General features: G+C 42.5%; 20 protein-coding genes. 12 read left to right on the top strand and 8 right to left on the bottom strand.

The genetic code is table 11. The features are described from left to right. Positions 1 to 23 precede the first annotated feature (23 nt). Positions 24 to 1,142 carry an NADH-quinone oxidoreductase subunit NuoH gene (nuoH, locus tag PseudUWO311_RS17195; RefSeq protein WP_142656469.1) on the bottom strand — a complete coding sequence of 373 codons (1,119 nt, stop codon included), beginning with the start codon at positions 1,140 to 1,142 and terminating at the stop codon, positions 24 to 26. Then, the gene (locus PseudUWO311_RS17190; RefSeq protein ID WP_103670142.1) at positions 1,142 to 2,323 is read right to left on the bottom strand and encodes an NAD(P)H-quinone oxidoreductase subunit H; all 1,182 of its coding nucleotides are present in this window, start codon (positions 2,321 to 2,323) and stop codon (positions 1,142 to 1,144) included. Before PseudUWO311_RS17190 ends, nuoH begins: the two co-directional genes overlap by 1 nt. Before the next feature lie 396 nt (positions 2,324 to 2,719). Between PseudUWO311_RS17190 and PseudUWO311_RS17185 the strand changes: the two genes are divergently transcribed. The 5 genes from PseudUWO311_RS17185 to tyrS all read left to right on the top strand — a co-directional run bounded on the left by PseudUWO311_RS17185 (position 2,720) and on the right by tyrS (position 8,011). Continuing rightward, positions 2,720 to 3,079, top strand: coding sequence for a DUF6972 family protein (locus tag PseudUWO311_RS17185; RefSeq protein WP_142656468.1), 360 nt, complete (start codon positions 2,720 to 2,722; stop codon positions 3,077 to 3,079). Continuing rightward, positions 3,042 to 3,299 carry a hypothetical protein gene (locus tag PseudUWO311_RS17180; RefSeq protein ID WP_142656467.1) on the top strand — a complete coding sequence of 86 codons (258 nt, stop codon included), beginning with the start codon at positions 3,042 to 3,044 and terminating at the stop codon, positions 3,297 to 3,299. The genes PseudUWO311_RS17185 and PseudUWO311_RS17180 overlap by 38 nt, the downstream gene beginning before the upstream one ends. 236 nt (positions 3,300 to 3,535) lie before the next feature. Further along, a complete protein-coding gene (locus PseudUWO311_RS17170; protein WP_142656466.1) occupies positions 3,536 to 5,353 on the top strand; it encodes an ABC transporter ATP-binding protein in 1,818 nt (605 codons plus the stop codon). 453 nt (positions 5,354 to 5,806) lie between these two features. Beyond that, on the top strand, positions 5,807 to 6,559 hold the full coding sequence (locus PseudUWO311_RS17165) for a type IV pilin-like G/H family protein (protein ID WP_142656465.1): 753 nt from the start codon (positions 5,807 to 5,809) through the stop codon (positions 6,557 to 6,559). Between the two features lie 237 nt (positions 6,560 to 6,796). Further along, positions 6,797 to 8,011: a tyrosine--tRNA ligase gene (gene tyrS / locus PseudUWO311_RS17155; protein WP_142656463.1), complete on the top strand. Its 1,215-nt coding sequence runs from the start codon at positions 6,797 to 6,799 to the stop codon at positions 8,009 to 8,011. A gap of 66 nt (positions 8,012 to 8,077) precedes the next feature. On the opposite strand, the gene PseudUWO311_RS17150 is transcribed toward tyrS, so the two are convergent. Together PseudUWO311_RS17150 and PseudUWO311_RS17145 are read right to left on the bottom strand one after the other, a co-directional pair. After that, on the bottom strand, positions 8,078 to 8,680 hold the full coding sequence (locus tag PseudUWO311_RS17150) for a hypothetical protein (protein ID WP_142656462.1): 603 nt from the start codon (positions 8,678 to 8,680) through the stop codon (positions 8,078 to 8,080). 102 nt (positions 8,681 to 8,782) lie between these two features. Further along, positions 8,783 to 9,946 (bottom strand): hypothetical protein, encoded by a 1,164-nt coding sequence (locus tag PseudUWO311_RS17145; protein WP_142656461.1) that lies wholly within the window; start codon positions 9,944 to 9,946, stop codon positions 8,783 to 8,785. A gap of 252 nt (positions 9,947 to 10,198) precedes the next feature. On the opposite strand from PseudUWO311_RS17145, the gene tilS reads away from it, so the two are divergent. Then, the gene (tilS, locus tag PseudUWO311_RS17140; protein ID WP_142656460.1) at positions 10,199 to 11,212 is read left to right on the top strand and encodes a tRNA lysidine(34) synthetase TilS; all 1,014 of its coding nucleotides are present in this window, start codon (positions 10,199 to 10,201) and stop codon (positions 11,210 to 11,212) included. A gap of 119 nt (positions 11,213 to 11,331) precedes the next feature. Here the strand turns inward: tilS and PseudUWO311_RS17135 are convergent, their stop codons facing one another. The 3 genes from PseudUWO311_RS17135 to PseudUWO311_RS17125 form a co-directional block, all read right to left on the bottom strand. Continuing rightward, positions 11,332 to 12,924 carry a CPBP family intramembrane glutamic endopeptidase gene (locus tag PseudUWO311_RS17135; RefSeq protein ID WP_142656459.1) on the bottom strand — a complete coding sequence of 531 codons (1,593 nt, stop codon included), beginning with the start codon at positions 12,922 to 12,924 and terminating at the stop codon, positions 11,332 to 11,334. Between the two features lie 46 nt (positions 12,925 to 12,970). Then, positions 12,971 to 13,291 carry a quaternary ammonium compound efflux SMR transporter SugE gene (gene sugE, locus PseudUWO311_RS17130; protein WP_142656458.1) on the bottom strand — a complete coding sequence of 107 codons (321 nt, stop codon included), beginning with the start codon at positions 13,289 to 13,291 and terminating at the stop codon, positions 12,971 to 12,973. A 123-nt stretch (positions 13,292 to 13,414) separates the two neighbouring features. Continuing rightward, positions 13,415 to 15,781, bottom strand: a complete 2,367-nt coding sequence (locus tag PseudUWO311_RS17125) for a heavy metal translocating P-type ATPase (protein WP_263402971.1) — start codon at positions 15,779 to 15,781, stop codon at positions 13,415 to 13,417. 521 nt (positions 15,782 to 16,302) lie between these two features. Here PseudUWO311_RS17125 and PseudUWO311_RS17120 point away from each other — a divergent pair. From PseudUWO311_RS17120 to PseudUWO311_RS17095, 6 genes are all read left to right on the top strand, one after another. Beyond that, positions 16,303 to 17,187, top strand: coding sequence for an MBL fold metallo-hydrolase (locus PseudUWO311_RS17120; RefSeq protein ID WP_142656457.1), 885 nt, complete (start codon positions 16,303 to 16,305; stop codon positions 17,185 to 17,187). A gap of 140 nt (positions 17,188 to 17,327) precedes the next feature. Further along, positions 17,328 to 17,837 carry a thiol-disulfide oxidoreductase DCC family protein gene (locus PseudUWO311_RS17115; protein ID WP_142656456.1) on the top strand — a complete coding sequence of 170 codons (510 nt, stop codon included), beginning with the start codon at positions 17,328 to 17,330 and terminating at the stop codon, positions 17,835 to 17,837. Positions 17,838 to 17,839: 2 nt separating this feature from the next. After that, positions 17,840 to 18,313 (top strand): TspO/MBR family protein, encoded by a 474-nt coding sequence (locus PseudUWO311_RS17110; protein ID WP_142656455.1) that lies wholly within the window; start codon positions 17,840 to 17,842, stop codon positions 18,311 to 18,313. Positions 18,314 to 18,427: 114 nt separating this feature from the next. Then, positions 18,428 to 19,438 (top strand): L-histidine N(alpha)-methyltransferase, encoded by a 1,011-nt coding sequence (gene egtD / locus PseudUWO311_RS17105; protein WP_142656454.1) that lies wholly within the window; start codon positions 18,428 to 18,430, stop codon positions 19,436 to 19,438. 81 nt (positions 19,439 to 19,519) lie between these two features. Continuing rightward, entirely contained in the window at positions 19,520 to 20,842 is a 1,323-nt protein-coding gene (ovoA, locus tag PseudUWO311_RS17100) for a 5-histidylcysteine sulfoxide synthase (RefSeq protein ID WP_142656453.1), read from the top strand. Positions 20,843 to 20,903: 61 nt separating this feature from the next. After that, entirely contained in the window at positions 20,904 to 21,398 is a 495-nt protein-coding gene (locus PseudUWO311_RS17095) for a DUF427 domain-containing protein (RefSeq protein WP_142656452.1), read from the top strand. A 7-nt stretch (positions 21,399 to 21,405) separates the two neighbouring features. Here PseudUWO311_RS17095 and PseudUWO311_RS17090 read toward each other — a convergent pair whose 3' ends face one another. Then, entirely contained in the window at positions 21,406 to 21,708 is a 303-nt protein-coding gene (locus PseudUWO311_RS17090; protein WP_190303543.1) for a hypothetical protein, read from the bottom strand. Between the last annotated feature and the right edge of the window lie 165 nt (positions 21,709 to 21,873).

The raw sequence follows: 21,873 nt of genomic DNA, 5'->3' as shown, positions 1-21,873 counted from the left end.
TTGCATACTTTCTCAAACAGTCTCTAGCCGCCAAATGCAAAAGGAAAAGCCAACTTCAAAGCTGCGGTAATCAGCAGATTTGCAAGTCCAATTGGTAGTAGGAATTTCCATCCGAGGTCGAGGAGTTGATCGATGCGAACGCGAGGAACAGTCCAACGCAGGAGGATCGCAAAAAAGATGAAAGCATATGTTTTGACTAGGGTTGAAGTTAGCCCAATAAATGCAGCTAAAACCTGCCACCAAGCTGTATTTGCCTCAATACCTAAAGCTCCACTAATTCTGTCAATCGGGAAAGGCAATTCCCATCCACCGAGGTAGAGAATCGAGGCGAGCAATCCTGCAAGCAAAAGGTTGGCATAGGAACCACCGTAGAAGAAAGCAAATCTGATTCCTGAATATTCAGTCTGATAACCAGCTACTAGTTCTTCTTCAGCTTCAGGCAAGTCAAAGGGCAGCCGCTCACATTCTGCAAGAGCCGCAATGATAAAGATCACGAAGCCGATTGGTTGCCGCCAAATATTCCATGAGAGAATGCCATACTCAGCTTGCTGATTAACGATGTCAATCGTACTAAGTCCATTGGTCATCAGGGCAACAGCAAGTACAGCTAATGCAAGCGGAATTTCATAGCTAATCGACTGAGCGGCGGCTCGTAATCCACCCAATAAAGAGTATTTATTGTTGGAAGAGTAACCCGCCATCAGCAGACCAATTGGGGCAACACTGGAAATGGCAATAATAAAGAATACGCCCGTACCGATGTCAGAGATGATCAGGTTTTGCCCAAAAGGAATGACTAAATAACACAAGAAGACAGATGTAAATACCAGCGCTGGTCCGATTGTGTAGAGTAAAGGATCGGCTTTAGCTGGGATCGTGCCTTGCTTAATAACTAGCTTGGCTACGTCAGCGATCGGGATCAACAGTCCAAAAGGTCCCGCATATTCAGGTCCAATCCGTTGTTGAGCAGCAGCAGAAATTTTTCGTTCTAGCCATGTGCATACCAATGCGCCCACGGTTACACCTAAAACCATTACTGCCATGGGCAATAACATCCAAATCACTTTGGCGACATCGGCGGGTAAGCCCAGCCCTGTCAGGATTTCAATTAAAGATCTTTGTAAATCAATTCCACCGTACATTAGCGATCGACCTCACCCATAATAATGTCCACACTTCCTAAAATTGCCATGATGTCGGCGAGCTTCATGCCGCGCACTAAGTCCGGCAAGATTTGCAAATTAATAAATCCTGGTGGACGAATCTTGAATCGCCAAGGGAAGACGCTATCTTCACCGATGATGTATACACCTAGTTCACCCTTTGGGGCTTCAACTCGGACATAATGCTCGCCCGATGCAACCTTGAAGGTGGGTGATGGTTTTTTGCTAATGAACTGATAGTCCATTGAGTTCCATTCACTCTTGGGTCCTGCAAGAACTCGCTGTGCTTCGAGATTTTCGTAAGATCCACCAGGAATTTGTTTGAGACATTGCAGGATCATTTTCGATGATTCACGCATTTCACGTACACGCACGAGATAACGGGCGAGGCAGTCGCCGCCATTGTCCCACTGCACATCCCAATCGAGTTCATCGTAGAGCTCATAATGATCAACTTTGCGTAAATCCAGCTTTACACCTGAACCACGTAACATTGGTCCCGATAAGCCCCAGTTGATGGCTTCATCGCGTGTAATCGTGCCAAGTCCTTCAATTCTTTTACGGAAGATGGGATTATTGGTAATTAATTTTTCGTATTCGTCGATAACGGGTACGAAGTAATTGCAAAAGTCTTCGCATTTCTCGATCCAGCCATAGGGTAGGTCTGCGGCAACTCCCCCGATCCGAAAATAGTTATGCATCATCCGCATCCCTGTTGCTGCCTCGAACAGGTCATAGATCATTTCCCGTTCGCGGAAGACGTAGAAAAACGGTGTTTGTGCACCGATGTCTGCGACGAATGTGCCGAGCCACAGTAGGTGAGAGGCGATGCGGCTAAGTTCTAGCATGATCATGCGGATGTAGCTGGCGCGACGCGGCACTGGCACATTAGCTAGTTTTTCGGGTGCATTGACGGTGATCGCCTCGGTGAACATGGTCGCGAGGTAATCCCATCGGGTCACGTAGGGTAAATATTGGATAATCGTGCGATTTTCGGCGATTTTCTCCATGGAGCGATGTAAGTAGCCTAAAACAGGCTCACAATCAACTACGTTTTCGCCGTCTAGCGTGACGATAAGTCTGAGAACGCCGTGCATGGATGGGTGGTGAGGTCCCATATTTATGACCATGCGTTCGGCTTTGGTTTCAATCATCACCATGATTTGCGATCGCCTCTTTACTCTGTAAACTGTTGCTCTGGTTAAGTAGTGCTAGTTTTTGCTAGTTATCTAGGATATGCAGCACATCCTAAACGTTTGTTATTTTAAGTCACGGCTTGGGCTATTGCTTCAGCAATTGACTCTATTGGTTATGTTATTTAAGTAGATATACCTTGATGGTTATCAGTATATCGTCATGTTGAGGCGAGAATATGTGTTAAAAAGTAGCAAGTCTATGATTTTCACCATAATTTATCTTGGCAATTGCATAGATAAAAATCTATGCTTAAACAAAAAACTATTACTTAACAATTGTAGTAAATCCGTATAAAACTTGAGACTTTTACTGAGATATAAATTACGTTGACAGTAACGCACTTTAGTTACTGAATATTCATGGCAGGAATCAAACGACGTATTACTCCCAACCCTAGATCAAGTTTGATTGATAAACATTTGCCAAATACGCCCCAAGTTCAACGATTGCTAAGAAGGGAAGGTAGAGCGCATATTTTTAGCGATCGCGAAACCTTAGAAAAAGTTATACAGGCTATCATCTTAGATGGAGAACGAACTGGTATCAATAATGAAGATGATGACTATGAAAGGTATGGGTTGTATTTTGCCGAGCCAATTGGTTACATAATTAGAGTAGATTCTAGCCAAACGTCTCTTTACTACGGTGAGATCAAAGTCCTAAAAGCTACAGGTGAGTATCATGCAATCCCTCGTACCAGCCCTCGAAAAACAGGCTAAGACTTGGAAATTTATCGAACTTTGGGTTGATCCCATCCCTTTCCCACCTAAAGTCCTGATGCTTGTCGGTGATCATGATGGTAGATGTAATGTTTTTAATCCTGCATCAGATTACAAACTCGTAGTTTCTCATTCAAACTATCAAGCAGCCCAAGAGTGGTTTCTTGAAGATGAATATGAACGTGTCAAGGGTAAGCTTTTGGCTGAAGAAATTATGTGAGGCTAGGCGATCGCCTGTCTGTTGATTTTTGTAGAGTGTATTTCCTATGAAGACGGAACATGATTAGCCAAGCTAAGCGTGGGGCTGTGATTCCTCAGACAGGCAAGACCCGCATAAAGATTTATATTGATGATGATGTACTTGAATCATTCGAGAACATTGTAACTCTGCTGGCAATGGTTATCAAACGATTATGAATGAGGCTTTGCGGAAATACTTATTGGATTTTGACGAGCATGACAGCAAATTTGTGGGATGTAGTACGTTACTTTAAACGCTATCGGACAAAGGCGATCTGGAGCATTGCAGGTTCAAGCGCATTTGAAATTATCGATCTGACTGTTCCCTATACGGTCGGACAGATCCTAAATGTACTATCAGGGCGATCGCTTGATCGCGAAATTAATAACTTGGTTGTAGGAGCATTGGGTCTGTTTGGTCAACCTCTGACTCAGACAACTTCATTAATCACTCTATCGGGGTTGATTTTTGTAGTCACAGTCATCCGTGCACCTATACAGGTCTGGTTTGCAAATAACTTTCATTGGGAAATAGCTCTCAAAACTCGTCGTGACCAAACCCAAAAGGCGATCGCCAAAATCTTGACCTTGCCCATCGAATTTTATGATGAGCATAACGCGGGGCGGATTGCAGGACGGGTGGCGCGAGGCTTAGCCAATCACATGTGGTCATATCCCGAAATCGCAGGGCAATTGATTCCTAAAACAGTGCGAATCCTCGGCATTTTTGTGATTATCTGTGCGATCGCATGGTGGATTTCGGCTTTCTTTTTAGTGTCATTTATAGTGGTGCTATTGGGGAGTTTACACAAGCTCAAGGATCTTACCAAGATTGAAGAAACTCTTGATGTCTATCAAGAAAACACAGAAAGTCGCACTTCAGAAATTATTACCAATATCAAAACAGTCAAGGCTTTTGCGAACGAAGCCAAGGAATATAAACGCCAAAGCGATCGCCTCGAACGGGAAGCAAAAGTATCACTCTGGGGAATTCACATTGGCTATGTAAAGCTGGGCATGGTGCGTGACACTGTTTTAGAATCCTGTCAATTTGTCGTGTTTGGGGCGGCGCTATTTGCTACCTTCGATGGAACGATGTCGATTGGGCATTTTATTACGATTTCCACTTTGGCAAGTATGGCTTATTCTGAAATCAAGCCAATTTGTTTACTCGCCGAAGTGTTTGCCCGTCGCTATTCTTCGATGATGCGCTTTCATGAGTTCATGAAACAAGCAAATGGTCAAGATGCCGCGATCGCACTCCATCCAAACACTAAATATCCCCAATATCGCTTTGATGGAAAAGTGGAGTTTCGCAATCTCACCTTCGGCTACGATCACGATCGCCCTGTTCTAGAAAAGATCCAGTTCACAATCGAACCCTACGAAACCGTAGCGCTAGTTGGGCGATCGGGTTCAGGTAAATCGACATTAGTGAAGATGCTATTTCGTTACTTTGAGCCATCGGGCGGCGGGATTTTGATTGATGGAACAAATATTACAGAACTCGATATCACAGGTTATCGCAAACGCCTAGCGATCGTACATCAAGAGGTCGATATATTTAATGGAACCCTGATGGACAATCTCGTTTACGGCAGACCAAACGCGACCTTTGCTGAAGTTAAGGAAGCCTGTGCGATCGCTAGCGTTGATGAGTTTTTGCATCTATTACCGCATGGCTATAACACCATTGTTGGTGAGAGAGGTGTAAGGCTCTCTGGCGGTCAGCGTCAGCGATTGGGGATTGCGCGGGCGTTGTTAGTCAATCCTGACATTCTTGTATTTGATGAGGCGACTTCTAGCCTTGATTACGAATCGGAGCGATCGATTCAACTTGCCATGCGTCGTATCCAAGGAACTCGTACTACGATTGTGATTGCTCATCGGCTTAGTACTGTGCGCGAGGCCGATAAAATTGTGGTTTTAGATAAAGGTCAAGTTGTGGAGATTGGCTCACATCAACAGCTTTTATCTCAAGGCGGAATTTATCATCGCTTGCATTCCCTGCAAGAAACAGGAGAGTTATTATGAGGCGAAATTGAGATAAATGCAGTTTCTTTTTTTCCCATTCCTCTGGTTCAGTCATTTCAAACGCCAAAAACAATTGAAAGGTAAAACTGTGCTCATAATCAGGAGCGAAATGACTGGTCAGCCAAAATCTCTAATTCGGAAGCTTTCTATTCTCAATTCCCTAACACCATTTTTCGCTTTACTTAAACACTGATGTTACGTGGAAGGAATTCCTACCAATGGCGAGAGTCTGGGGCTGGCACGGGGGCACAGCCCCTACAAAATCTAAATTATTTAGGTAGGGGCAATGCTCCCCGTGGTTGCCCTGCTTGACTAGTAGCAAGAGATTCTTCATCTGAGTTCCACGTAACATCAGTTAAGCACGAAAAACATAAACTTTGCCTTAATAAATCCTGAGGTTTCGTACAAAGTAGTTATACTCGTACAAATCAATTCGCTAAGTGTCGTAAACCCATGTCTAATCAACCTCAAAGTAGTCCTAAAAATTGGTTGTATTTTGCATTTGGATCTGGTGCGACACTCATAATTAGTGCAATTGCCTTCGGCATCCTAAGCTTCAATAAATCTGCACAGATACAAAGTGCTGGCACTTGGAAAGTAGAAGCCAATGGCACACCCACAGGAACTTCATCAGTCACAATTATCATTTCTTCTGAAGGTAAAATCACGGCACTCAGTCCAACAAACGAGAAAGAGGCGATCGAACTTGGCACAATCACCAAAGTATCTGATGTAGCAGTTTTACCTAAGGATGCACAAGTGCTACCTAATCCCTTTGTCTATTTTACCAATCAAGCAAAAAAAGCAAGACAATCAGAAGCCAAAACCTATACTGGAGCTATGAATAGGAGTCAGCAAGCCCATTATCTTGAAAAGGACAGATGGGCAAAGAATATTGACGAGCTTGCAGTAGGTATCGTCGCAGAATCTGACAATTATCGATACAAAACTCAGCCTATTGGTTCGATTAAAACTGCAAATATCAAAAATTATCCAGAAATTGCTGTACAAACTGCTCTTGCAAAAAAAGAAGGGCTAAAGAGTTATCTAGGAGTTTCTTATGTGACTGGATCTTCAAGTAACGACCTTACAACATTAGCTATTCTTTGTGAATCAAACGAGCCAACTACAAAGGAGGCTGGATTACCCAAATTTGATGGCAAAGCGGTGCAATGTCCCGACGGTTACACTAACATCAACAACTAATTACCAATATGATTTTCATCAATCCCAAAATCGACTTTGCCTTCAAAAAGATCTTCAAAGCTCAATTGAAATAGCTAGAAAAATGTTGAATCTATTGGATGTTCGCACAATTTCTCAAATCACAGGTTTATCGATTAATGAGCGAGAACCTCTAAAAGCCTCAAACCTTTAGCGTAGTATGATTAAGACCTCGTGATTTCGCCTTATCATTAATAAAAATTTAAGTAACTTTTTAGAATGTCCCAAATCCCAACCCAAGCAAATCTATCGACCCTACTAGAACGCGGGGTTGTCGAAATATTTCCAGATAGCGAAACTGACAACTTGAGCGATCGCATTCAAAAGAGCGATCGCCCCCTTCGCATTAAACTAGGCATCGATCCTACTCGTCCTGACCTGCACCTTGGACATACTGTTGCACTGCGAAAACTACGTCAATTCCAAGATGCAGGACATAAAGCTGTCTTAATTATCGGTGACTTCACGGCTCAAATTGGCGATCCGACAGGGCGCTCTGAAGCCCGCCCAAGACTAACTCCTGAAGAAGTTGCTTACAATGCCGAAACTTATTTAGAGCAAGCCAAGAAAATTCTTGACTTTTCTAGCGATCGCTTTGAGTTACGTCGAAATGGCGAATGGCTAAACAAACTTGATTTACAGCAAATTATTAATTTGCAAGCTAGTATGACCGTTGGTCAGATGCTTGCGAAAGAAGGCTTTAGCGATCGCTATGAAAAAGGCAACCCGATTTATTTGCATGAATTTCTCTATCCTTTATTACAAGGCTATGACTCGGTAGCGATCGACTCCGATGTGGAGCTAGGTGGCACGGATCAAAAATTTAATATTTTGGTAGGGCGCGACCTACAACTCAAAGACAAAAATCGTCAAGGCAAGCCAGCGCAGTTTGGACTATTGCTCCCCTTACTAGTTGGCTTAGATGGTGTGCAGAAAATGTCTAAATCTCTTGGTAACTATGTCGGACTCACCGACGAGCCATTGAGTATGTATTCCAAATTGGAAAAAGTGCCTGATGCTCTTGTTGATAAATACTTTGAGTTGCTCACTGATATTGACCTAGAGACACTCCCAGAAAATCCTCGCGAGAAGCAAAAACAACTAGCACTTGCGATCGTTGGTCAATACCATAGTCCTGAGTCTGCTCTACAAGCACAACGTGATGCTGAACAAATTGTCCTCGCTGGCAATACTGCAGATCTAGGCGATATTCCCGAATTTGATCTTGCCCAAATTAATTTTCCCGTCCCCTTGCATTATCTAGTGAAGGCCTCAGGACTTTGTAAGAGCAACAGCGAAGCTCAGAGCCAAATCAAAAATGGCGCAGTCAAACTTGATGGTGAAAAATTAGGCGATCGCACTTTTGCAAGTGTGGATGAGCTATCAGGTAAAGTCTTACAAATAGGCAAGAAAAAGTTTTTGCGTTTGGTCTAGAACATCAAAGCCCAAAAGATGAATGGCGGCACGAAGTGCCGCCATTCATCTTTTGGGGTTATTTGCTTATGGCAGATCTTTTGATATTGCCGCCAAAGTTGTTGAAAGTGTAGTGAAGGTTGAATCCGCAGCTAGGGCAGACAGGATAGCCTGAGCTCTGGCGGCTTCGGGATCCGAACCTTTAGCAATATCCGCAAGCTCATTAACGATCTGATTAAAGGCAAGAATTGCTTGAGATAGCTTATTCAGATCAACTGTCTGAAGTTGTCCCGAACCAGCATTAAAATTACCAGGAACCAGTCCAGTTAACGCATCAATCAAATTAGCGGCAGACGAACCAGCAGCAACATTAATTCCTAAACCCGCAAATAGACTGTTCAAGGCAATTTGGGCTGAGGTAACACTGGCACTATTACCGTTACCATTACTCAACAGGACAACTAAGTTGCTAATGTTAGCGTTGCCTCCAGCTGCACCCAACAAAGCTGCGATCGCTTGGCTGATATTGATGCTCAGCAAATTGCTTTGACGAACAGGCGGTGTATTCCGCAAAATTGCGATACTGGAAGTCTGACATCCTGTTTGAATCGTGAATGAGCCTGCAAAAACAGGGGCTATGCCTACAAAAGAGATAGTAGAAGCGAGAATTGACAAAAATATTTTTTTCATAGAAATTTGGCAGCTAGGTTATTTCAGAGCGATCGCAACTTATAAACTAAAACCATAGTGTGGTCAGCCCGCGTAGCAGGCTGACCACACTATACTGAAGAATTATCTACGTCCAGAGTAATTAAACCCATAGCTAACACCAAAGATAACCTGAGTGCCCGCATTACTATTGTTCGTGACATCGGAATAGGTCAGCGTAAGGTTTAAGGGAAAAGTAACATCTGGTAAAAAGCCCAAACCAAAGTTTAGTCCTTGTCCAGACCATGCTGTACTCACGCCCCACTGTGGGTCAAATTGGTAGCCAACATTAGCAAAAACGCCAACCCCATCACTGCTAGTAGATTTACGATATGTACCACCACCAACGCCAATAGTCGCGACTATTGGTTGAGGATTCTCAGCATTGTTTGGATTGGTCAATTGTGAAATGGTTGCAGCACCATAAACTGAGGAAGGAGTACCTCCTGCGTTTGAGCCATAGTTCGCAAAGTTTGTCCAGCCCACTGCGATCGCAGCTTGCCTAGAATCATCTTGATAGATGAGACGATGAACTTTGAGATCGAAAGAGCCATTAGAACCGAAGTTCCGAATACTGTTGATATTGAAAACACCTTCAACCGCAAGATACTGGCTAGCATCTCCCAAACCAGCACCAACTGATATGCTGCCATCAACAGTATCTCTCAGTCTCCCAGCAGTTGCGCCGACAACACTAATAAAAGCATCACCTGTTTGAAGACCAAAAGCGACAGGAGTGCCCGCATTCAATGATGGCGTGTAGATTTGTTTAAAAACACTCTGAGTTTGCGGTGTAATTGGGCGAATCAGTAGCTGTTGACGGATAATGTCTGGAGAGCTAGAAGTTGCATTACCTGTCTGAGCAATTTCTGTGCTAGATTGAGCGATTTCTACAAGCTCTTCATCAGGCTTTGTAGAAATTGAGATAGAAGAACTACGCTTGAATGATATTGGCATTGCCACAACATCTGTCCGAGGTTGTTTTAAATCCTTAGCAGTGTAGGGTAGCTTGTTTTGTGGAATTGGCGCTTTAGCTACTCCCGTTTTAGATGTTTTCTTAGCTGTTGTAGAATTTTTTACACCATTCTTAGAAGTTGTGGTATTGCTTACTTTGTCATTAGTAACTTGTGAGTTAGTTACCTTAGCGTTCTCAGTAACTTTTGTCTGTGCAGATAGGGTATTGACTGGTGCAATCACCATAAATCCCAAGACTGCCCCTGTGGACACCAGCAATAATTTATTCATCATAGAGCTTCTCTTTTGCATTTTGTATATTCCTCACCCTCAAGCTAACTTCGCTGTACTAGCAGAAATCGTGCAATTTAGGCTCAATAAATTCGGAACAGGGGAAAAGCGAATCGCCTTTCTTTCAAACAACACAAAAATGCAATACTCTTTTAAGATCTTCGCACGATTTCTTTTAATGCTGAAGAACTAAAATTATACATTATTATGCCATGAATAATCATTTTTCATCTAAGTTTTAGCAAACAATAACCCTTGAAATCTCACAATCGTTTTACAAAACTATTACGGGCTAATTTAAATGCAGTTTTACGATCGCAGCCTGAAATATTACCAAGAGATGCAAGTCTTTTGGTAGCAGTTTCTGGAGGACAGGATTCCCTATGTTTAGCAAAGCTTTTACAGATGCAAAGTGCAAAGCTTAACTGGAATTTAACAATCGCCCATTGCGATCATCGGTGGCGGAGTGACTCAAGTGCTAATGCTGCGCATGTTGAAAATATTGCGAAGGAATGGGGAATTACTTTTTGTTTGAGAACGGCTGAGAGTGTTTTAGCTAGTGAAGCTGATGCTCGAAAATGGCGCTATGAGATGTTGGTGGAGATGGCGAATATTCATAAATGTGCTTGTGTTGTGACAGGACATACTCGCAGCGATCGAGTTGAGACATTGCTCCATAACTTGATGCGTGGAAGTGGAGCCGACGGCTTGGCTTCTCTAACTTGGAGGCGATCGCTTACGCCAGAAATTAAGCCAGAGATTAAATTGGTGCGTCCTTTGTTAAATGTCAGTCGTCATGAAACCGCAGCGTTTTGTCGAGAGAATCAAATTCCTATTTGGGAAGATAGCACTAATCGAAATCTAGACTATCGTCGTAATCGCTTACGTTTGGAAACAATTCCTTATTTACAGGAGCATTTTAATCCACAGCTAGAAATTGCGATCGCGCAGACTTCAGCGCTTTTGCATGACGATGTAATCTACTTAGAAAAACAAGCGAGTTGTTTTTTTGAAGATAATATTTCGGTGGTTTGGGATGAGCAATTGCCGCGCTTGCATCGCCAGCTTTTGCAAGCGCAACCGCTAGCATTACAGAGAAGGATCGTTAGGCAGTTTTTATCAAACTATTTGATACATCAGGTGAATTTTGAAGATATTGAGCGATTTCTGAATTTATTGACTGCTCAGAATCGATCGCAAAGTGCACCATTTAAAGGCAATATTTCCGCATTTGTGGAACATCCTTGGATTGTGCTTCATATTAGCTAGAAGGTTCGCTTTGCGAACCTTCTACTCCCTTCCCACCAAAGAAACAGATATACAAACCCAAGAAATAGCGGTGCGGGGCGAAGCCCCGCACCGCTATTTCTTGACTGGGAAGGGAGTAGCTATTTACCTCCGAGGGCAATTAGCGCAAAGAAACTACCGCTATTCCAAAGACAGTGCAGAAGCATGGAAGAGAGGAGATTTTTTGAGCGCCAATAGACAAAACCCATGACTATTCCCAAAGTGGTGAGGGGAATAATATCGGCAAGATTTAAATGGGCTAGGGCGAAGAAAAATCCACTTAGAGCGATCGAACCCCAAACTGGTAAAAACTTAGCTAATGAAGGTAGTAGAAAACCACGAAATAGATATTCCTCGAAAAATGGCGCTGCGATCGCCAGAGTTGTCCAGAGTAGAAATTTAGGTAAATTATTTTGGCTATCAGTCAAAATTGGTAATAGAGGATTGCCTCCTCCTTGACCTTGGAGAAATTTTTGGCTAAGTACAGAAATCACTAAAACTAAGGGAACGGAGGCAAAATATCCACCAACTCCCCACAATAACCATTGTGGTGGTGTAATTTTGATGCGAAACCATCCTTCGGGTAAAGGCTGATAGGCGGCAAGACTAGCTTGCAAAATTGGCAACATAGGAAAAACTGAGAGCGTGTAGGGAATCAAAACTAATACTGCTTGGATTGTGTAATCTTCACTAGCTCTTGTTTGGATGCCTAAAAACTCAAAGATTAATGGCAAAACGAATTGGGTCATCAAACAAAATGCCGTAAACCAAAGCACCATGACTTCCCAAACAGTTCCTATACCCCAAGGAACTTGTAAATTGACTTGATTGGAATTTTGGTTTATATCACCTTGAGTTTTTTTGTAAAAAGGAGAAGATGCGCGAAAGAAAATCCATTGCACAAGTAAGACGATCCAAACTAAAACCCCTACACTGCCGCCGATTAATGGGATAGAATTAATAATAACTAAACGATTAATTGCTATATTGACTTCTATTTGAGCTTTTTGTTCAAGCTCAGGAATTTTCTCGCTTCTTTGTTGTGATTCATAGAGTTTGGTGAGAGCAATCTTGCGATACCAACCATCAAGGGTTCGCAGAATCTGAGTTTCAGCATTAGGGAATAACATGATTGGATTTGACCACAATCCTTTGAGGATCTGTGCAGTTAATCCATAACTAGTCATGGATTGATTTTCTAATTCTGCAACACTTTCCCATGTGGCGATCGCACCTTGAGTATCGCCAGCCTGAATTTGGAGCAGTCCTGTGCGAATACTGATTTCACTAACGCTAGTTAACTTCTTCTGCTTTTGTTTAGAGAGTGCCTGTGGTTCATAGTCTCTAGCCTCAGGAGATAAGGAGACTTGCTCTAGGCTGGTGAGACTAGATTTGCTGGCTTTGAGTACTTCTTGATAACTATTGAGTGCCTGTGCATAGAGTTCTTGGGGTTTGCTTTCACCGATTAAGATTTGGAATATGTCATCTTTGGGACTGACTTGAGCTTTTTCTTGAACTTGAGTAGCTTGCAAAATCAAATCGGTTTGGAGCAAGTCTAATTTTGTCTGCTCTTGGGGATTATTCCAGCTTGCTTGCAAAGTAAAGAGGATAAATAAAATAGACAATAAGCTGAGAATACTTAACAGCAACGACTTAGCATTCAAAGATTTGTCATTCAGAGACTTAGAATCCATTCTTGTAGTTCAGGCGAAAGGGTAGTGCAAAGCAGCGATCATCCTATCATTTTGAGCTTGTCAATCGCAATCCGACAATACCGATGACAATTAGACCGATGCAGATAAATCTCGGTAAATCTCTCGATTCACCCAGAAATACTGAGCCAATAATTGCAGTTCCCACTACACCGATCCCTGTCCAAATCGCATAACCTGTGCCAATAGGAAGGGTTTTTAAGGCTTGGGCTAGTAGGATGAAACTAGCTGTAATCGTTGAGATAGTGAGCAGACTTGGTAAAGGCTTTGTAAAACCTTCGGTATATTTCAAGCTGCTTGCCCAAACAACTTCCAATAGTCCCGCAATAATTAAATTAATCCAATCCACCGTGTTTTCCTTAACTGAACAAAAAAACTTAAAAAATGTAGGGGCAATTCATGAATTGCCCCTACATTTTTTGTGTCCCACTCAACTGAAAACCGCTATAAGCAGCTCGAAGCGCTGCATAACCTATTTTCTTCTAGATCGCAATGATAGCGAACTCAAAACTACACTTACAGAACTAAATGCCATCGCTAAACCTGCGATCGTCGGATTGAGAGAGATGCCAAAACTAGGGTAGAGAATCCCTGCGGCAATGGGGATCGCGAGAGTGTTGTAAGCAAATGCCCAAAATAGATTTTGGCGAATTTTACTGAAAGTGGCACGACTGAGTTGGATTGCGGGGACGATATCGCTAATATCATGACGCATTAGCACAATATCAGCAGTTTCCATGGCAACATCAGTACCTGAACTGAGCGCAATGCCTACGGTGGCGCTAGCCAAAGCTGGTGCATCATTAACACCATCGCCAATCATGGCTACACGCTGACCTTCAGCAAGTAATTTCATCACAGCATCTGCTTTGCCATCGGGTTTGACTTCCGCGATCGCCCTTTCTGAGGGAATGCCCAACTGATTAGCGATCGCATTGGCGGTTTCTTGGCGATCGCCTGTGAGCATCCAGACTTGTAAGCCCATCGCTTCAATTTGCCTGACGACTTCATGTGCTTCAGGCTTGAGGCGATCACGCATGGCGATGATTCCAACTAGTTGGGAATCCACAGCGATAAAAATTGGAGTTTTGCCAAATTCTGCTAAATTATGCGATCGCTCTAACATCTCGCTGGAAATTTCGACTTGTTGCTCTTGCAGCCAAGCCCCATTGCCCACCAAAATTGTTTCGCCTGTCGTCAGCATCGCTTTGACACCACAGCCAGCCACAATCTGTGAAGATTGGGTGGGTAATAGCTCGATACTTAATTCTTCAGCTTTAGCGATCGTAGCTGCACCGAGAATATGATTTGCACCTACTTCCGCACTGGCAGCTAATTGCAAAATCCGTAGTGCAGATTTCGGGACTTCACGTTCTTCAACCAAACTTTTAAAAGTTGTTTGCTCAATGAGCTGTCGTCCAAAAACGATTAGATCATTGGTTACAACATCTGTAACTTCAGGCTTGCCCGTTGTCAAAGTGCCAGTCTTATCAAAAACTACAGCAGAGAGTTGATCGATCTTTTCAAGACTAGCTCCGCCTTTGATTAAGATGCCTTTTTCTGCGCCAATTCCTGTGCCAACCATGATTGCGGTCGGTGTTGCTAACCCTAAAGCACAAGGACAAGCCACCACTAAAACCGCGATCGCTAATCGCAAACTAAACACAATCTCGGCATGGATCAGTCCGTACCAAATCAAAAATGTCAAAGCAGCGATCGCCATTACTGAATAAGCAAAATATCCCGCCACGCGATCGGCTAAATACTGAATCGGCGCTTTACTTGCCTGAGCTGACTCCACTAGTGACACAATCCGCGCTAAGGTCGTTTCGGAGCCAGTTTGCAAAACTTGAACTGTGATTGCTCCTGTCAGATTTAGGGTTGCTCCTGTAACCCGCGCTCCTAATTGCTTAGTTACAGGCACTGATTCACCAGTCAGCATGGACTCATCAACGCTAGAACTACCAGCGATAATTTCACCATCAACAGGAATTTTTTCCCCAGCCCAAACTACAATGCGATCGCCTACTTGCAGCTCTTCCACAGGCATTGGCACTTGCAGATCGCCATCAGTACTACTGACTAACAATCTAGCGCTAGCGGGTTGTAGCTCCATCAAAGCTCGAATTGCATTGGAGGCTTTGCCCTTGGCTCGTTCTAACAAAGCTTGTCCTAGCAATACAAATCCCAACAGCATTACAGGCTCTTCAAAAAAGCATTGCCAATTTAACTGCGGAACAAATAAGGCGATCGAGCTAGCTAAATATGCGGAAACTGTTCCCAATCCCACCAATGAGTTCATGTTTGGAGCGCGATACCATAGCGATTTCAATCCGTCCCACCAGATCGGTCGCCCAATCCAGCCTAGCGCTACAGTCGAGACTACCCAATGGGCATACATATTGCCAATTAGGGGCAAATCAGCAACACCAATCAAGCCCAGATGTCCGACGATTGCTAAAATCACCAATAATGCAGGGATAGCAATTTCTTGACTAAGCCCGAACCAAGAATTTTTGGCGGAATTTGGGGATAAGGAATTGCGAGTATTCTTGCGATCGTCTTTACTAATAAACTCTGCCGAAAAACCTGCTTTGGCGATCGCCTCAATCAATTGCGGAGCTAGTTCTTGTGCGGTATTTTCAGCATTATAAATTACGGTTGCTTTTTCGGTTAGCAAATTCACACTTGCAGCCTTTACCCCTACACAGGTAAGCAAACGTTTTTCCACTGTTGCCACACAACCCGCGCACTTCATACCTGCGATCGCTAGGGCTAAGGAACTAGATTGCAAACTAGATTGAGAGATAGGTGTTGCTGTTGATTGAGGCACTGTCACAAACTTGTATCCAAAATTTATAAAAAAATCATCCACAACTTTGTAAGTTTGCCCCCCTGCGGGCACAAACTTACAAAGTTGGTTACGTCCATCCACTTGTCAGAATTGGTCTTACGGGGTCTATTAGTCAATAGCTAGTACTAAAAGCTGATAGCCACAAAGCAATACATAGGGTTAGCATATACCCTAATCTAATTTGATTGATTGGGTAATTATTCTGATACAGCGTTCTGATATTTTAATCGTTTCCTACTTACCTTGCTCTCTAGATGTAGCTGCTAAAATCAGAGATATTTAGATTCAAAGTTCTAGTTATTAGTACTAGATACTACTCATACTAGATAATCGTCATAATTAATGATGAGCATAATCAACTCACCAAGACTAGCAAAGTTTGTAGTATCGTTTATTATTCGCGTTTAGTGTTGAGATTAACAATTTAAAAGTAGAAATTTTCTAAAATTTTCTAAATTTTCAGCCTTGCCCCAATGGTTTAAAATTCTCTGACAATGAGTTAGCTAATGTCCATTTCTGACAGTGAGTTCTCTATACATTTTTGGGGTGTACGTGGCAGCATAGCTACACCTGGTCCAACCACAGTACGCTATGGAGGCAATACTCCTTGTGTAGAAATGCGCTGCCAAGGTGAACGCATTATTTTTGATGGGGGAACGGGGATTCGGGTTTTAGGTCAGCATCTTTTAAAGCAGATGCCTGTCGATGCGAGTATTTTCTTTACTCATAGTCATTGGGATCATGTTCAAGGGTTTCCCTTCTTTACGCCCGCTTTTATCAAAGGAAATGTATTTAAAATCTACGGAAAAATTGCCCCGACGGGACAAACCATGCAGGATCGACTGGAGGAGCAGATGCATCATCCTAACTTCCCAGTACCATTACGAGTGATGGCATCATGTTTGGAGTTTTTTGATATTGAAGTTCCCAGCGTCATCGAGATTGGTAACGGTGTGACAGTTGAGGCAGGAATGCTCAATCATCCAGGGGAGGCTACAGGCTATAGAGTTAGTTGTGGCGATCGCGTAGCAGTTTACGCTACTGATACTGAACATTTTGGCGATCGCGTTGATGAAAATCTTGTATATCTAGCTCGCAACGCAGATGTGTTGATTATGGATGCTACTTATTCTGATGAAGAATATTGGTCAAGTATCAGTCCAAAAGCTGGTTGGGGGCATTCGACATGGCAAGAAGCGATCAAAGTTGCCGAGGCGGCAAATGTTAAGACTTTAGTGATTTTTCATCATGATCCTTTGCATAGTGATGATTACTTGGATGAGGTTGGTCGGCTGGCTCAAGAGAAGTTTTCTGGCGCAGTAATGGCTAGAGAAGGAATGTATATTTCTATTCCTATTCGTGCTGATGCAAAGCCTCTAGTCAAAGTTTGATTAAAGCGCTTTGCGCTCAAACCCAAACCAATAAAACCCAAAAATGTTGCGGCGGGCGTAGCCCGCTGCAACATTTTTGGGTTTTATTGGGATCATTAGCGATCGCGATAAAATAGGGCTAAACCCAAAAAACTAACCCAATGCTATCTCCGCAGACAAACGTCAAAGAAACCAAAGCTCAAACTTGGAAAATTAAGCTTCTCTATGATGGCGCATGTCCTCTATGTGTGCGTGAAGTAAACTTTCTAAAAAGCAAAGATGGCGATCGCGGTTTAATTAATTTTGTAGATATTGCCGCTGATGATTACGACCCTGCCGATAATGCTGGGATAGATTTTGAGACAGCAATGGGTCGGATTCACGCCGTATTACCTAATGGTGAGATTGTCCAAAATGTCGAAGTATTTCGCCGAACCTACGACATTCTTGGTATCGGTTGGATCTATGCGATTACCAAAATTCCCATTTTTGGGAGCTTAGCCGATATTCTTTATGGAGTTTGGGCAGACTATCGACTTTTGCTGACTGGTCGAGGCAATCTTAAAACTATCGTGGCAAAACGGCAACAATACCAAAACGAACGCGAAAATAATCTAAATAATAGCCAAGGGCGTTGTGCCGATGGTTGCGAGATCGAAGATCGGAGATAAGCATGATAACTACTTGGCTAGTAATCGGAACTGCCGCATTTGGAGGAGGCTTTGCATTTAACAAGCTTTTTCCTAGCGACTACAAATGGTTTATGCGATTGCGTCGCCCTCGATGGCTAACCTTTGAAAAAGCCATCCCCTTTATCTGGATCTTTATCTTTATTTGCGGTATTACCTCTGCCGCCGCACTATGGGAAGCTCAACCCTCCACATTCAGCACATGGTTAATCATGGCAAGTTACGCGATCGTTGAATTCGCTATTTTGTCCTACACTCCAGTCATGACCCGTTTACGCAATGTTAGGGCTGGGGTGTTCTCAGGGGCGATCGGTTTTATCTTAGGGTTAGTTTTAACTACCCAAGTTTGGCAAATTTCTAGCTTAGCAGGATGGCTATTAATGCCATATTTACTCTGGAGTCCTATCGGCACTTATGTAACATGGGTCATGGTAAGACTCAATCCAACGAACCAATAATATTTAGTGGCGGCGCAATGTGCCGCCACTAAATATTATTGGTTCGTTGGATTATTGATATTCATCCAAAAACAGCTATCTATCGTATAAACATAAATAGGTGAGAATCCGAGCATGACAGTTAAGCATTTAAAAATCCTCCATCAACATAATTCAGCTATAACCCAATCAATTAGCAAAGATGGTGATGATGTAGTTCAAGGATTAACACAAAGCCCTAAGAGTCTTCCACCAAAGTACTTTTATGATGATATTGGCTCCGAATTATTTGAGCAGATTTGTGATTTACCCGAATACTATCCTACTCGTACCGAAGCATGGATCTTAAATCAATTTGCTGATGAAATAGCCGCCATCACTGGTTCTTGTGAATTAGTGGAATTAGGTAGTGGCAGTTCTACAAAGACGCATTATTTATTAAGTGCTTATCAAAAAGCTGCTAACTCATTAACTGAAGCCGTGCCCGATGCTTTCAGTTATATTCCAATCGATGTGAGTGGTGGCATCCTTAAAACTACAGTCTTACATTTGCAAGAAAAATATCCCGATCTCTGTCTTGAAGGCTTGTTAGGTACATACGAAGAAGCGTTACTTTATCTAGGCAAAAATCATGGGCGATCGCGGATGATTTTCTTTTTAGGTAGCTCGATTGGTAACTTCACCGCAGCAGAATCCGATGATTTTTTAGGCAAGGTTGCCCATGCGTTAACTCAGGGTGATTATTTTTTGTTAGGTATTGATTTGCAAAAGCCTAAAGATATTTTAGAAGCTGCCTATAACGATAGCCAAGAAGTAACGGCTGCTTTTAATTTGAATATGCTTGCCCATTTGAACTGGCGATTTCAAGGTAATTTCGATCTTGATTTATTTACACATCAAGCAATTTACAACGAGGTCGATCATCAAATTGAAATGTATTTACATGCGCGATCGCCCCACGAAGTTTCTTTAGATATTCTCGATCTCAAAATCCAGTTTCAAGCTGGTGAAAGTATCCTCACTGAAATCTCGCGCAAGTTTGACCTAGAAGCAGTTCAAGCCCAACTGCGATCGCAGGGTTTAGAAACCGTCAAAATCTGGACAGATCCCCAAAAATTGTTTGGACTAGTTTTGTGTCAAGTTTAAGGATATTTACTCAAAAACTCAGGGACAATTCATAAATTGTGCCTATAGTTTTATAGACTAAACGTAATAAAATTCCCATCTATGCAACCACCAAATCTGCACCGTTGCGATCGCCAAGAGATCCTTGCTTATTTTCAGCGAGCTTGGCAAATCGAAGATAGCTTGATGAAAAGTTTAGTTAGTCCTGAAACTTTTTATACGAATCCTGATCGCCTCCGCAATTTATTGATTTTTTATCTAGGTCATTCGGCAGTCTTTTATATCAACAAATTAGTCAGAGTCGGGTTAATTACTGCGCGAATCAATCCAGATTTTGAGATTCTTTTTGAAATCGGAGTCGATCCTGAAAAGCCCGATGATATATCTGGAATTTTTGCCAGTCTTCGACGAGCGGAAGTTACCGCAGTTTGGGAATATCGCCAGCAAGTCTATGACAGGATTAGCGAATTTATTCATAATATGGCGATCTCATTGCCGATTAACCAAGAACATCCGCTTTGGGGGTTAATGATGGCGATCGAGCATCAATATATTCATATCGAAACCTCCTCGATGTTAATTCGCCAATTACCAGTTGATAAACTCCAACGTCCCGAACATTGGCAATATGCTCCTGCCAATGGCTATACCTCTGCAAATGAAATGATTGAGATCAAGGGTGGTGAAGTACGACTAGGCAAACCTCAAGATTCAAATATCTATGGTTGGGATATTGAATATGGCGATCGCCTTGTCAATGTAGAGACTTTTCAAGCGAGTAAATATCTGATTACAAATGCCGAATTTTTAGATTTTGTCAAAGATGACGGCTACGAAAATCAACAATATTGGCACGAACAGTCATGGGCTTGGAAAGTTGAGCATAAGATCAAGCACCCTAAATTCTGGATTCAGCAAGGTGACAGCTATAAATATCGCGCCATGTTTGATGAAATCGCGATGCCCTTTGATTTTCCTGTCGAGGTCAATCACTATGAAGCGATCGCCTATTGCCACTGGAAAGGAAATGATGCTCGTCTGATGAGTGAGGCAGAATGGCATCTGGCAACTTACGGAGCATCAAATTTACGGCAGTCCATAGAGGAAACAAATTCAGGCTTCAATCTCAATTTAAAATTTGCTTCTCCCAGCCCCGTTGGTTCTTTAGAAGCCCAAAGTCCGTCAGGGCTATACGACCTGCGAGGCAATGTTTGGGAATGGCTGAGCGATCATTTAACGCCGCTCACAGGATATCAACCCCATTATCTATATGAGAGCTATTCCGCTTCATATTTTGATACTAAACACAATATGATGGCAGGCGGTTCTTGGATTACAAGTGGTACAGAAGCTTGCAAATATTATCGCAATTGGTTCCGTCCCAACTTCTATCAACATGCAGGCTTTAGAATAGCCCATTCGTAGGGGCAATTCATGAATTGCCCCTACGAATGATTAGAATATATTTAAGAGATAATTAATTCCCATGCATCCAAATCGAATTGAACCACAAGCAGGTCAAGAGTCTGTCTGGGACTATCCCCGTCCTGCAATCTTAGAGAATACAACCAAACATATTCGCATCATTTGCAATGATATTGTTTTGGCAGAAACCGATCGCGCTAAGCGAGTTCTAGAAACAAGTCATCCGCCTTGTTATTACATTCCTATAGAAGACATCAAAATGGAGTATTTGGTTGAAACTTCACGGCGGACAATGTGTGAATGGAAGGGAATAAGCCAATATTATGATATTGCGATCGCTGATAAATACATCCAAAATGCGGGCTGGCGATATTCTGTCCCTACTCCTAATTTCGTGGATATCCAAAACTCAATTAGTTTCTATGGCAGTCTTATGGATGCTTGCTATGTCAATGATGAGCTAATCACGCCGCAAGCTGGTGACTTTTACGGCGGCTGGATTACTTCTGATATTGTGGGGCCATTTAAAGGCGAGGTAGGTACTTGGGGCTGGTGACGAATCCCTAGGCAAAAAATGTTGAAAATGGACTAGATAGAATACCAAGTAATTTACCAATTTCTTTAATAAAATAATCTTCTTGATCAATCCAAATTGTCTTCTCTTCAAGACGTAAAAATTTCCATATCATTCCTGTTGTCACTACACCATAAATAGGAAACTTTTGATCATGCTGGGCATTAAATCTTTGAGCCGCAACCATTTCCGCGATACATTGACCTAAGCCACCTTTAATATTTTCATTTTTCGCTTCGACAAGGGTGATCACTGGACAGGAGACTTCATAGATTTCACTAGAGGCTGTCAATATAAAGTCACAAAATCCATTTAAGCCAGATTCTACATTAGACTTTATCGGAAATAAACAAAAGAAGTTGCTAAAATAGGTGCATTTCAGAAAATTGCAAGTTAGAAAATGCTGTCATACGCCAAACTAAAAAATAAACCTCGGATTCTACAAAGTTTGACAGGA

Origin of the sequence: Pseudanabaena sp. UWO311, from assembly GCF_006937785.1 — a bacterium.
Classification (GTDB): domain Bacteria; phylum Cyanobacteriota; class Cyanobacteriia; order Pseudanabaenales; family Pseudanabaenaceae; genus Pseudanabaena.
The sequence above is the reverse complement of the archived record's forward strand: the minus strand, read 5'-3'. Positions and strand labels throughout refer to the sequence as shown.